Source organism: Paractinoplanes tereljensis, from assembly GCF_016862435.1.
Taxonomy (GTDB): Bacteria; Actinomycetota; Actinomycetes; order Mycobacteriales; family Micromonosporaceae; genus Actinoplanes; species Actinoplanes tereljensis.
This window is the reverse complement of record NZ_BOMY01000025.1, coordinates 146,756-159,028: the sequence shown is the minus strand read 5'-3', so window position 1 is coordinate 159,028 and position 12,273 is coordinate 146,756. Positions and strand designations below refer to the sequence as shown.

11 protein-coding genes are annotated in these 12,273 nt (G+C 70.4%); all 11 read right to left on the bottom strand.

The annotated features are described in order from the left end of the window. Positions 1 to 2 precede the first annotated feature (2 nt). The 11 genes from Ate02nite_RS19700 to Ate02nite_RS19650 all read right to left on the bottom strand — a co-directional run bounded on the left by Ate02nite_RS19700 (position 3) and on the right by Ate02nite_RS19650 (position 12,253). Entirely contained in the window at positions 3 to 308 is a 306-nt protein-coding gene (locus Ate02nite_RS19700) for a YggT family protein (RefSeq protein WP_203807563.1), read from the bottom strand. A gap of 23 nt (positions 309 to 331) precedes the next feature. Further along, the gene (locus Ate02nite_RS19695; RefSeq protein WP_203807561.1) at positions 332 to 1,045 is read right to left on the bottom strand and encodes a cell division protein SepF; all 714 of its coding nucleotides are present in this window, start codon (positions 1,043 to 1,045) and stop codon (positions 332 to 334) included. Positions 1,046 to 1,309: 264 nt separating this feature from the next. Continuing rightward, the gene (locus Ate02nite_RS19690; RefSeq protein ID WP_203807559.1) at positions 1,310 to 2,017 is read right to left on the bottom strand and encodes a YggS family pyridoxal phosphate-dependent enzyme; all 708 of its coding nucleotides are present in this window, start codon (positions 2,015 to 2,017) and stop codon (positions 1,310 to 1,312) included. 6 nt (positions 2,018 to 2,023) lie between these two features. Beyond that, the gene (gene ftsZ / locus Ate02nite_RS19685; RefSeq protein WP_203807557.1) at positions 2,024 to 3,142 is read right to left on the bottom strand and encodes a cell division protein FtsZ; all 1,119 of its coding nucleotides are present in this window, start codon (positions 3,140 to 3,142) and stop codon (positions 2,024 to 2,026) included. Between the two features lie 297 nt (positions 3,143 to 3,439). Next, on the bottom strand, positions 3,440 to 4,210 hold the full coding sequence (locus Ate02nite_RS19680; protein ID WP_239147526.1) for a cell division protein FtsQ/DivIB: 771 nt from the start codon (positions 4,208 to 4,210) through the stop codon (positions 3,440 to 3,442). Positions 4,211 to 4,216: 6 nt separating this feature from the next. Continuing rightward, a complete protein-coding gene (murC, locus tag Ate02nite_RS19675) occupies positions 4,217 to 5,653 on the bottom strand; it encodes a UDP-N-acetylmuramate--L-alanine ligase (protein WP_203807555.1) in 1,437 nt (478 codons plus the stop codon). A gap of 13 nt (positions 5,654 to 5,666) precedes the next feature. Then, positions 5,667 to 6,779, bottom strand: a complete 1,113-nt coding sequence (murG, locus tag Ate02nite_RS19670; RefSeq protein WP_203807553.1) for an undecaprenyldiphospho-muramoylpentapeptide beta-N-acetylglucosaminyltransferase — start codon at positions 6,777 to 6,779, stop codon at positions 5,667 to 5,669. Then, positions 6,779 to 8,167, bottom strand: coding sequence for an FtsW/RodA/SpoVE family cell cycle protein (locus Ate02nite_RS19665; RefSeq protein WP_203807551.1), 1,389 nt, complete (start codon positions 8,165 to 8,167; stop codon positions 6,779 to 6,781). Before Ate02nite_RS19665 ends, murG begins: the two co-directional genes overlap by 1 nt. An 83-nt stretch (positions 8,168 to 8,250) precedes the next feature. Then, entirely contained in the window at positions 8,251 to 9,357 is a 1,107-nt protein-coding gene (gene mraY / locus Ate02nite_RS19660) for a phospho-N-acetylmuramoyl-pentapeptide-transferase (RefSeq protein ID WP_203807549.1), read from the bottom strand. Next, positions 9,354 to 10,739 (bottom strand): UDP-N-acetylmuramoyl-tripeptide--D-alanyl-D-alanine ligase, encoded by a 1,386-nt coding sequence (locus Ate02nite_RS19655; protein ID WP_203807547.1) that lies wholly within the window; start codon positions 10,737 to 10,739, stop codon positions 9,354 to 9,356. Before Ate02nite_RS19655 ends, mraY begins: the two co-directional genes overlap by 4 nt. Further along, the gene (locus tag Ate02nite_RS19650; protein ID WP_203807545.1) at positions 10,736 to 12,253 is read right to left on the bottom strand and encodes a UDP-N-acetylmuramoyl-L-alanyl-D-glutamate--2,6-diaminopimelate ligase; all 1,518 of its coding nucleotides are present in this window, start codon (positions 12,251 to 12,253) and stop codon (positions 10,736 to 10,738) included. The genes Ate02nite_RS19655 and Ate02nite_RS19650 overlap by 4 nt, the downstream gene beginning before the upstream one ends. Positions 12,254 to 12,273: the final 20 nt, after the last annotated feature.

Sequence of the window (12,273 nt, the reverse complement as noted above, 5' to 3'; positions counted from 1 at the left end):
GTCTAGCTGTACGTCGAGATCAATTTTGTTAGCACTAGTTCCATGAGCACGAACAGGATAACCAGCAGCACGATGGAAGCCAGGTCCAAGCTCACGTTACCAATGCGCAGCGGTGGGATCACACGCCTCAACGCCTTGAGAGGCGGGTCAGTGACGCTCCACACCGTTTCGAGTGCCGCCGACGCGCCCCTGCCGGGCTGCCACCGCCGTCCGTACTGGAGTACCGCGGACAGAACGAACCTGGCCAGCAGGACCAGGACGAAAAGATAGACCACAAGGTAGAGGATTTGGAACAGGATCGACAGCACGTCTGAGGGTCCCTCGTTCGGGGTCAGGCCTGGTTGAAGAACCCACCCTCGGCGATCTTGGCCTTGTCCTCTGCCGTGACCTGGACATTTGCCGGTGAGAGCAGGAAAACCCGGTTGGTCACGCGCTCGATCGTACCGCGAAGACCGAACGCCAGACCGGCCGCGAAGTCGACCAGTCGTCTAGCGTCACTCTCGTCCATCTCGGTGAGATTGATGATCACCGGCACACCGTCCCGGAAGTGCTCGCCGATGGTGCGCGCCTCGCGGTACGTGGTCGGGTGCAGCGTGGTGATCTGGTACCGCTGCTCCTCCTCGACCGGGCGGGCCTGCGGCTGCGGCTGGTGCACCTGCTGCGGCGCCAGGGCCAGGTTGTCCCGGGTGGCGTAACTCAGCGGCGCGGCCTGCTCGCTCGACGTGTTCGGCCGGGTGATCGAACGCACCCGGGCCCGATCGCCGGAATCCACCCGATCGTGGTCATCGAGGTCGGCGCGGGACAGCCGCTCCGAGACGCGGGTCCGCTCGGTGCGGGCGCGCGGGACGGCCCGCTCCTCCTCCTCGGCCTCGTCGTCCTCGTCGTCGATGTAGCGGGAGCTCGAGTAGCGGTCGCCACGGTCGCGATCGCGATCGCGCTCACGGCCACGGTAGGAGGACTCGCGGTAGTCATGCTCGCCGTAGTCGCGGTCCTCGTCCTCCTCGACCAGGCCCAGCCAGACGCCCGCCTTCCGAATAGCGCTCATGTCAGCTCCTCGCTTCGCTCCGAGCTGCCAAGAGCAAATTCCGCACTGAGCCTGCTGATTCGCTCGCTGCGCTCGCTCATGCCCCCGCCCCATTCCGCACCCGGGCGATGTCGACCCGACCAGACATGTCCCCCACCTTCAGTCCGCTACGCGGTGCGCGCCCCCCGGCGAACCGCTCCCCCCTCACGGTGCCGACCGTCCGATCCGGACCGGCAACGCCATGTTGCTAAACAACACCTATGTAGTTTGCTGCCCGCCGCAAGGCTACCGCAGCAGGTTTCGCATTCCGAGCAAAGAAGTGCCGATCCGGACGTGTGTCGCACCGTGCCGGACGGCCGCCTCGAGGTCGCCGCTCATGCCGGCCGAGATGGCCGTCGCCACCGGATGCCGCTCGACGAGCCCGGCGGACCGGACGGCCAGCTGCTCGAACGCGCGGTCCGGGTCCCACTCCCGGGGCGCCACCGCCATCACGCCGCCGAGCCGGAGCGTGGTCGTGGCGGCCACCGCGTCGGATATCCGCCATAGATCGTCTTCGACCGCGCCGCCCCGGGCCACGTCCCCGTCGATGCTCACCTGCACCAGGACACCGAGCGGTTCCGGCCGGTCGGCCGCCGCGCGGTCCAGCGCGGTCACCAGCCGGACCGAGTCGACCGTCTCGATCACGTCCGCGTACCCGGCCACCGACTTGGCCTTGTTCCGCTGCAACTGACCGATGAAGTGACATCGCGGCGTCGCGCCGGCGGCCCGCGCCGCCTCGATCTTCGGCCCGGCCTCCTGATCGCGGTTTTCCCCCACGTCGGTGACGCCGAGCCCGGCCAGCAACACCACGTCGCTGACCGGGTAGGTCTTGGTGACCGCCACCAGCGTGACCGCGTCCGGCTCCCGGCCGGCCGCCACGCAGGCGCGCACGATCCGCTCCCGCACCTCGGCGAGGGAAACGGCGAGTTCGTCGCGCCGCGCGGCGTCGGTCACCGGCCCTCAGGAGCCGTTCTTGAGGAAGTCCGGAACGTCCACGTCGTCGAACAGCACCCGCCGCGTCGGCTGCACCGGCGGGGCCGGCGTGCTGACCACCGGCGGGGCCGGCGTCGCGGGTGCGGTCTGCACCGGCGGCGTGACCTTGCGGGTGGTCTCGACCGGCTTGTACGACGGGGTGCCGCCGTCGAACCCGGCCGCGATCACGGTGACCCGCACCTCGTCGCCGAGCGCGTCGTCGATGACCGCACCGAAGATGATGTTCGCGTCCGGGTGGGCCGCGTCGGTGACCAGCTGGGCCGCGTCGTTGATCTCGAACAGGCCCAGGTCGGAACCGCCGGCGATGGAGAGCAGCACGCCGCGGGCGCCGTCCATGCTCTGCTCCAGCAGCGGGCTGGAGATCGCCTTCTCGGCCGCCTCGACGGCGCGGTTGTCGCCACGCGCGCTGCCGATGCCCATCAGGGCACTGCCGGCGCCACTCATCACGCTCTTGACGTCGGCGAAGTCCAGGTTGATCAGACCCGGCGTGGTGATCAGGTCGGTGATGCCCTGAACACCGGAGAGCAGCACCTGGTCGGCCTGCCGGAACGCGTCCATCATGCTGATGCCGCGGTCACCCAGGGCGAGCAGCCGGTCGTTCGGGATGACGATCAGGGTGTCGCACTGGTTGCGCAGCTCGTCGATGCCGGCCTCGGCCTGCACCTGGCGGCGCTTGCCCTCGAACGAGAACGGCCGGGTGACCACGCCGATGGTGAGCGCGCCCAGCTTGCGGGCGATGTTGGCGACGACGGGCGCGCCGCCGGTGCCGGTGCCGCCACCCTCGCCACACGTCACGAAGACCATGTCGGCGCCCTTGAGCACCTCTTCGATCTCGTCGCGGTGGTCCTCGGCGGCGTTCTTGCCGACCTCGGGCTGGGCCCCGGCGCCAAGGCCGCGGGTCAGCTCCCGGCCGACGTCGAGCTTGACGTCGGCGTCACTCATCAGTAGCGCCTGGGCGTCGGTGTTGATCGCGATGAACTCAACACCCTTGAGCCCCACCTCGATCATGCGGTTCACGGCATTGACGCCGCCACCGCCGATCCCGACGACCTTGATGACCGCCAGGTAGTTGTGTGGAGGTGTCATCGGGCTCAGCCTTCCCTTCGGGGTTGGCGGATGTCGTGGGCCCCGTGCGATCCGGCCAGGAACCGCAACTCGAACATCCGCTGCCGTACAAGGGAGGGCGAGGAAACCCTCACCCTCTACTAGAGGCTTAGGGTTATGTCAACCATTCAACCTCTGGGGGCAACGTAAACGCATGTAATGCCGCAACCAAGGACCGGCGCGGCGTGTCGACGAGCGCTTAGCTGGCGAATATCCGACGCGGCCGTAACCTCCAGAAAAATACACCGTTCCTGCCCGAATGTCCGCTTGGTCACCCGGTCAGCGGATAGTCACGACCTTCGGCGCGCTCACATCGATCTGCTTCGCTGCCTTCTTCAGCAGGGCGGTCGCCACCTGGCTCTTGGTGTCGCTCTCGGTGTCGTCGCCCCAGACCACGACCCGCTCCTTGGTCAGCTGCAGCCGGATCTGCGCCGGGGTGGCCGCCGAGATCGCGACCAGCTGCTCCCGCAGCTCGGCACTGAGGGCGTCCAGCACGGTCAGCGCCGAGCGGGTGTTCTGGTCGGTCGGGCCGGGCGACGCGGTGCGCAGCAGCGGCAGGCCGTCCGGCTGACGGCTCACCTCGCGGTACGGCACCCCGGTCGCGTCGATCAGGGTGAGCTTGCCCGGCGCGACCGGCACCGCCGCCACCGGCGTGCGCTCGACCACCTCGACCACCAGGGTCGACGGCCAGCTGCGCCGCACCGTGACCCGGTCGACCGCGGCCAGGCCACGCACCCGGGCCCGCACCGAGTCGAGGTCGACCCGGGCCAGCGGCTCGGCCATCGGCACCGCGGCGGCCTCCTCGACCTGCAGCGTGGTGAGGAACTGGACGCCGACCACCTTGACGTCCCGCACCCCGAGCAGCGGCGTGCCGTAGACGACCCAGGTCAGACCGCCGATCACCAGGGCCACCCCGGCCGCCACCGCCCACGGCAGGACGGCCCGTAACCGCCGCTGGCGGGCGCGCGCCATGAAACGCCGGGCCGAGGGCGGCACCGCGTCGGTGTTCGCCCGGACCAGCCGCCAGTTGCGCCCGCCGCCCCCGCTCACGGTCGCCTACTCCGCCTGGTCCGGCGAGGCCGAGGCCAGCGCGGTCAGCAGCTCGTCGCCCATCATCGAGATCGGCGGGGCGCCCATGGTCACCACCACGTCACCGGGGCGGCTGCGGCGCAGCACCTCGGCCGGCACGTCCTCCCAGTCGGGCACGAACACCTTCTGCTCGGCCGGCAGGTCGATGGCCGCGGTCAGCGACACCCCGCCCTCGCCCGGCCCGCGCACCTCGCCCGGTCCGAAGACCTCCATCACGATCACCTGGTCGGCGATCGCCAGCCCTTCGGCCAGCTCGGCCTGCAGGTCGCGGGTGCGGTAGACCCGGTAGGGCTGGAAGACGACAAGCAACCGGCCGTCGCCGGCCACCTCGCGCAGGGTCAGCAGCGCGGCCTTGACCGAGGTCGGGTGGTACGCGTACTCGTCGTAGACCCGCACCCCGGCGGCGATGCCCTTGCGCTCGAAGCGCCGGCGCACCCCGGGGAACGAGGCCAGCGCCTCGGTGATCTTGTCGAGCGGCAGGCCCAGGCGCAGCGCGGTGAGCACGGCGGCCGCGCTGTTCAGGCCCATGTGCTTGCCCGGCAGGGCCAGCTTGATCTCGCCGAGCGGCTGGCCGTCCAGCCACGCCAGGTAGCGCACGCCGCTGACGGTGGAGACGACCTCGCTGATCCGCAGGTCGGCGTCGTCACGCTCGCCGTACGTGTAGATCGTGCGACCGGCCGCCCGCAGGGCCGCGATCAGCTCCTGGGTGCCGGGGTCGTCGGCGCAGGTCACCACGAAGCCGTCGTCGTCGGTCAGCCCGGCGAACTGCAGGAACCCGGCCTTGAGCCCCTCCAGGTCACCCCAGTTGTTGAGGTGATCGCCCTCGATGTTGGTGATGATCGCGACGTGCGGCCGGTAGATCAGGAAGGACTTGTCGGACTCGTCGGCCTCGGCCACGAAGTGCGGGCCGGTGCCGTGGTGCCCGTTCGAGCCGGCCTCGGAGATCTCGCCGCCGATCACGAACGACGGGTCCTGCCCGGCGTGCTGCAGGATCACCGTCATGATCGAGGTGGTGGTGGTCTTGCCGTGGGTGCCGGCCACCGCGATGGCCTGCCGGTTGGTCATCGCCGCGGCCAGGGCCTCGGAGCGGTGCAGGATGCGCAGGCCACGCTTGCGCGCCTCGGCCAGCTCGAGGTGGTCGTGCGGGATCGCGGTGGAGTAGACGACGGTGTCGACGCCGTCCAGGTTCGACGCCACGTGCGACATGTGCACGGTGCCGCCCAGCGCGCGCAGAGCGGCCAGGGCCGGCCACTCGCGCAGCTCGCTGCCGGAGACCGGCACCCCGCGGGTGAGCAGCAGCCGGGCGAGACCGCCCATGCCGACCCCGCCGATGCCGATCAGGTGCACGCTGCCCAGTTCTTCGGCGGTCAGCTTGCCGGCCGGGGTGAGCTCCGCGGTGTTCACTGTCCAGTCCCCTTCACTTTGCCTTCGCCACCGCTTCGAGAACGAATTCCAGCAGGGCCTCGTCGCCGTCGCGTCGTCCGTAGCGCGAAGCGGCGGCACCCATCATCGCGAGCCGCTGGCGGTCGCGTGCCAACGGGATGATCTGCTGCTCGATCCACTCGGGGGTCAGTTCGGCGTTGTCCACCAGCATGCCCCCACCCGACTCCACCACCGGTAGGGCATTTCGCTTCTGTTCCTGGTTGCTGTGCGGGTACGGCACGTAGACCGCCGGCACGCCGAGCGCGGTCGTCTCGGCCACCGTGATCGCCCCGCCCCGGCAGAGCATCAGGTCGGCGGCGGCGTACCCGAGCTGCATGTCCGAAAGGTAGGGAATCACCACGTACGGCACCGGGAGGTCGGCGGGCACCTCGAACGGGTCGTTGCGGCCGCCCTGCACGTGCAGCACCTGGATGCCGGCGTGCGCGAGCCGCTTGGCCGCCGCCGCCACCGCCAGGTTGATCGTGCGGGCCCCGGACGACCCGCCGGAGACGAACAGCACCGGCAGGTCGGGGCGCAGGCCGAAGTGGTAGAGCGCCTGCGGTCGCAGCGCCGCCCGGTCGAGGTGGGTGAGCGCGGTGCGCAGCGGCACGCCGACGACCCGGGCATCCTTGAGCGACTCGGCGGCCTTCGGCTGGTTGGGGAAGCCGACCGCGATGTTCTTGGTGAACTTCATGCCCATCCGGTTGGCCACCCCCGGCGGCACGTTCACCTCGTGGATCACGATGGGCAGCTCCCGGCGCCAGGCCGCGAGGTAGGCCGGCACCGACACGTACCCACCGAAGCCGACCACGACGTCGGCCTGCACCTCGTCGATGATCTTGCCGGCCGCGTGCGACGACTTGTACATCCGGTCCGGGGTGCGCAGCAGGTTCAGGTTGACCGAGCGCGGGAGCTGGAAGGCCGGGATGACCCGAAGGTCGTAACCGGCCGGCGGGATCAGCTCGTTCTCCATGCCCTTCGGGCTGCCCAGAGTGGTGATCCGGACATCCGGGAAGTGCCGTTTCACGGCATCGGCAAAGGCGAGCAGCGGATAGATGTGACCGCCGGTGCCTCCTCCGGCGAGCACGACCGACCGCAGCAAACCCATCACCGTCTCCTCAAACCCCCGGCGTCGGCAGGTGCCCGGCTGCTCTTCTTGGGAGCCGGCTGCCGTTGCGGGGGGAGGGGCGGCAGCGGGGCCCATAGTAGGCGTACCCATCGCGCGGGCGGACGGGCGTTCAGGGCCTTGGCCGCGTCCGGCTCGGCCCGGGCGAACGAGGCGAGCATGCCGATCGCCGCGAGCGTCACCACGAGGGCGCTACCGCCTGCGGAGATGAACGGCAGCGGCAGGCCGGTGATGGGCAGCATGCCGGTCACGCCGCCGATGTTGATGACGGCCTGGGAGACCAGCCAGGTGGTGATCGCGGTCGCGGCGAGCCGGCGGAAAGGGTCGGCCGAGCGGCGGGCGATCCGGAACCCGGTGTACGCCAATACCGAGAACAGCGCCAGCACCACGGCGCAGCCGACCACGCCCAGCTCCTCGGCGACCACCCCGAAGATGAAGTCGTTGGAGGCCTCGGGCAGCCAGTTCCACTTCATCACGCCCTTGCCGAGCCCGACCCCGAACCAGCCGCCCTCGAAGATCGCCGACCGGGCCTGGATGAGCTGGTAGCAGGGCCCGCTCGTGTCGCACTGGTCGAGCGGCTTGAGGAAGTCGGTGAGCCGGGCCAGCCGGTAGTTCTCGGCGCCGGTCGACCCGGAGCCGGCGCCGCCGGAGGCGGCCGCGATGAGCAGGCCGATGCCGGCCAGTCCGAGTACGCCGAGGGCCGCGAACACCCGCAACCGCACCCCGGCCGCCCAGAGCAGCCCGACGATCAGCGCGAGCAGCACCAGCATGGTGCCCAGGTCGTTGTAGCCGACCAGCACGAACAGCAGCCCGATCACCGGGAACAGCGGACGGGACAACTCCCGCCAGTGTCCGAGCGCCGGGCCCTTGCGGGCGATCACGTCGGCGCCCCACAGCACCATGCCGAGCTTGGCCAGTTCGGCCGGCTGCATGCCGATCGGGCCGACGTACAGCCAGAGCAGCTCGGCGTGCAGCGGGCCGAGCGCCGCCGACTTGAGCACCCCGACCGACTCCAGCGCGCCGAGCAGGTCGAGGACCGCGAGCAGCACGATCGCCACACCGAGGATGTACTTGCCGAGGTCCCGCAGCGTCCCGCTGGGCAGGCGCTGGCAGATCCAGAAGACCACCAGGCCGAACAGCGCGTAGATGGCCTGGTTGGCGATGGCCGAGAAGGCGTTGCCGTTCTTCGCGTACTCCCGGACGCTGGTCGCCGAGAACACCATCGTCAGGCCGATCAGCAGCAGCAGGCCGGAACTGGCGATCAGCAGGTAGTACGAGGAGAGCGGACGGGCGAGCAGCCCGTGCACGGCGGGCAGCAGCTGCCGGCTGAGTGACGGGCGAGCCGCCGCTTGCGTTCGGTCGTCCGCCATGGACACATCATCTGTCCGGCGACACGCGAGCCCCTGTCATGACCGTGGCGTGTCGCAAAGAGATATGCGGATTTGAATTGGACTCAGCCCATTACCGCTAGGAAGTCCGAGTAGAACAGGCCCAGACCGATCGCCACGCAGATGCCGGCCACGATCCAGAACCGCACCACAATGTTGACCTCGCTCCAGCCGGCCAGCTCGAAATGGTGCTGGAGCGGGGACATCCGGAAGACCCGCTTACCGGTGGTCTTGAACGAGATGATCTGGATCACCACCGACATCGTGATGATCACGAAGAGCCCGCCGATGATGATCGACAGCAGCGTGGTGCGGGTGGCCACGGCCAGCCCGCCGATCAGGCCACCGAGGCCGAGCGCCCCGGTGTCGCCCATGAAGATCCGGGCCGGCGAGGTGTTCCACCACAGGAAACCCACGCAGGCGGCGGCCGCCGCCGCCGCGATCATGGCGATCTCCAGCGGATCTCGCACCTGGTAGCAGTAGTCGTTGGCCCGCTGGTACGCGGTGTCACCGCACCAGTGCCGGTACTGCCAGAACCCGATCAGCGCGTACGCACCCAGGACCAGGATCGACGCGCCGGTGGCCAGGCCGTCCAGGCCGTCGGTGAGGTTCACGCCGTTCGACATCGCCATGATGACGAAGACGAACACCATCACCGAGCCGACCTTGCCGACGTTCAGCCAGCTGACATCCCGGATGAACGAGATGTGCTCGCTGGCCACGGTCTGCCCGTTGGTGCTGGCCACGTAGAGCGCGGCGATGCCGAACCCGGTGCCGACGATCAGCTGGCCGAGCAGCTTGCCCTTGGCCGACAGGCCGTCGGAGTTGCGCTTACGGATCTTGAGGAAGTCGTCCAGGAAGCCGACCACGCCGCAGAAGACGAACAACCCGAGCAGGACCAGGGCCGTCATCGTCGGCCCCTCCTGCGCGATCTGCCGCTCGGGCAGGGTGGTCAGGGCGATGTGCCCGGCCACGTACGCGAAGACGGTCGCCACGATGAAGGCGACCCCGCCCATCGTCGGGGTGCCCTTCTTGCCCTGGTTGCTGGCCAGGCCGAGGGTGCCGCGGATCGGCTGGCCGGCCTTGAGCGCGGTGAAGACCTTGATCGCGACCGGCGTGCCGAACAGGGAGATGATGAACGCGACCGCGGCCGCGACGATGACTGCCCTCACGGGCGACCCTCCTCGGGGCGCAGTCCATCGACCACGTCCCACGTGCGGTACCTCGAGCCCTTCACGAGCACGACATCGCCGGCTCGCAGATCCCTCGTGACGAACCCGAGGGCGGATGCTTGATCATCGGCGAAGATGGCCTCGCCGGTCCAGTCCCCCACCTCGGAAGCGCCGTCCAGGATCGAGCGGGCGTTGTCGGCCACCGCGATCAGCCGGTCCACGCCGAGTTCGGCCGCCAGCCGGCCGACCTCCACGTGCCCGGACACCTCGTGGCGGCCGAGTTCGGCCATGTACCCGAGTACCGCGATCCGGCGGCCCCCCGCCGACATCGCGGCGAGCGCGTGCAGCGCGGCCGCGGTCGAGGACGGGTTGGCGTTGTACGAGTCGTCGATCACCGTGACCCCGTCGGGCCGGGTGAACACGTCCATCCGCCGGCTCGACACGATCCCGATCTCGCCGAGCGCGCCGACCAGGTCGTCGAAGTCCATCCCGAGCGAGAGCGCGACCCCCGCCGCGGCGAGGGTGTTGGCGACCTGATGCCGACCGGCCACCCCAAGCCGTACATTTCCGAAATGTCCGTCGTAGCCCAGGCGGTAGGAAGCTCGCCCGGCCGAGTCCAGCGACACCTCGGTGGCGCGCACGGCGGCCTCCGGCGACTCCCCGGTGAGCAGGACCCGGGCCGAGGTGCGCGACGCCATCCCGGCCACCAGCGGGTCGTCCGCGTTGAGCACCGCGATCCCGGCCGGCGTGAGCGCCTCGACAAGCTCGCCCTTGGCCTGCGCGGTGCCCTCGATCGAGCCGAACTCGCCGATGTGCGCGGCCCCGATGTTCAGCACGAGGCCGACGTTGGGCCGGGCGATGTCGCAGAGGTACCGGATGTGCCCGATGCCGCGCGCACCCATCTCCAGCACCAGGAACCGGGTCTCCTCGGTGGCCTGCAGAACGGTGTAGGGAAATCCGAGCTCGTTGTTCAGCGAACCGGCCGGTGCGATGGTCGGTCCGACCCGGGCCAGCAACTGCCCGATGTAGTCCTTCGTCGTAGTTTTTCCGGACGAGCCGGTCAGCCCGATGATCGTCAGGTCGGGCAGGCGCGACACGACCTCGCGGGCCAGGGCGGCCAGAGCCACCAGGGGCTCCTCCACCACGACCCCCGGCTGCCCGGTGTCCCGGCTGCTCAGCACGGCGGCGGCCCCGGCGGCCACGGCGGTCGGCGCGAACGCGTGCCCGTCGACCTTCTCGCCGTCGAAGGCGACGAACAGCCCACCGGCGCCGACGCGACGGGAGTCGTACTCGACCGGCCCCGACACGACCACCGACGGCGCGGCGTTGACGAGACGCCCGCCGGTTACCTTGGCGATCTCGTCCAGCGTCATGCGGATCAAGAAAGTCCCCCTGAAGCGGTGAGCAGAGCCTCGGCCAGCTCGATCCGGTCGTCGAACGGCAGCATCTCTCCGTTGACCTCCTGGCCCCGCTCGTGCCCCTTGCCCAGCAACGCGATGACGTCCCCGGACCCGGCCAGCCGGACCGCCTCGTCGATGGCGGCCCGCCGCCCGGCCACTTCAATGATCTTGGCGGAGGAACCGGCACCCTCGGCACCCACCCGCACCGCCGCCCGGATCTCGGCCGGGTCCTCGGTGCGCGGGTTGTCGTCGGTGACGATCACCAGGTCGGCCCCGCGGGCGGCGGCCGCGCCCATCAGCGGCCGCTTGCCCTTGTCCCGGTCGCCACCGGCGCCGATCAGGCAGATGACCCGCCCGCCGCGCCCGGTGGCCAGCTCGCGCAGCGCGCTCAGCGCCGCCACGATCGCGTCCGTCTTGTGCGCGTAGTCGACCACGCCCAGCACGTCACCGGGCGCGTCGACCTGCTCGAGCCGGCCCGGCACCCCCGGGCAGGCCGCGATGCCGCGGGCCGCCACGGCCGGGTCGATACCGGCCGCGACCAGCGAGGCGAGTGCCAGCAGCGCGTTGGCCACGTTGTGCCGGCCGGGCAGCGCCACCCCGGCCTCGACCTGGATGCCGCCGGGCCCGTGCGCCACGAACCGCTGCCCGAACGCGGACGGCCGCACCTGCGACGCCCACCACGAGGCGGTCTGGTCGCCGGCCGCCGAGTAGCTGATCGTCGACGGCTTGAACAGCGGTCGCAGGGCCGGTTCGTCGAAGTTGAGCACCTCGGACCGGCAGCGGCCGTCGAACAGTTTCGCCTTGGCCGCGAAGTAGTCGTCGGCGTCGGCGTGGAAGTCGAGGTGGTCGAGCCCGAAGTTGGTGTAGCCGCCGACCGCGAAGCTGATGCCGTTGACCCGGCCCACCGCGAGGGCGTGGCTGGACACCTCCATCACCACCGCGGTCACCTCCCGCTCGGCCGCCGCGGCCAGGATCGCCTGCAGGTCGGTCGCCTCCGGGGTGGTCCGCACACTCGGCACCACCAGGTCGCCCAGGCGGGTCTCGACGGTGCCGATCAGGCCGGTGGTCAGGCCGGCCGCCCGCAACCCGGACTCGACCAGATAGGCAGTGGACGTCTTCCCCGCCGTACCCGTAATGCCGATCATCATCAGCCGGGCCGAGGGATCGCCGTAGATCGCCGCCGCGGCGGCGCCCAGCGCCGCGCGCGGGTCGTCCGCCACCAGCACCGGAAGTCCGGCCGCCAGGGCCGCCTCGCGGCCCGCGGCGTCGGTCAGCACCGCGACCGCACCCGCCTCGGCGGCCCCCGTCACGAACTCCGCACCGTGCCGGTTCGCACCGGCCAACGCGGCGTAAAGATCACCCGGACGCACCTCGCGACTGCTGTGCGTGATGCCGGTGACCTGGAGGTCCTGGCCGCTGAGCTGGGCCGGCAGCAACGCTGCCAGTTGAGTCAATCGCAGCGGCGCGACGGTCTCGGGACGTGGAACTCCGGGCACGGCGTCAGACCCTACCCCGT

What these genes read in the sequence shown, in the direction of transcription:
- Ate02nite_RS19665 (WP_203807551.1), bottom strand. Translation starts at nt 8,167, where the DNA reads ATGGCGGACGACCGAACGCAAGCGGCGGCTCGCCCGTCACTCAGCCGG.
- Ate02nite_RS19695 (WP_203807561.1), bottom strand. Translation starts at nt 1,045, where the DNA reads ATGAGCGCTATTCGGAAGGCGGGCGTCTGGCTGGGCCTGGTCGAGGAG.
- ftsZ (WP_203807557.1), bottom strand. Translation starts at nt 3,142, where the DNA reads ATGACACCTCCACACAACTACCTGGCGGTCATCAAGGTCGTCGGGATC.
- murG (WP_203807553.1), bottom strand. Translation starts at nt 6,779, where the DNA reads ATGGGTTTGCTGCGGTCGGTCGTGCTCGCCGGAGGAGGCACCGGCGGT.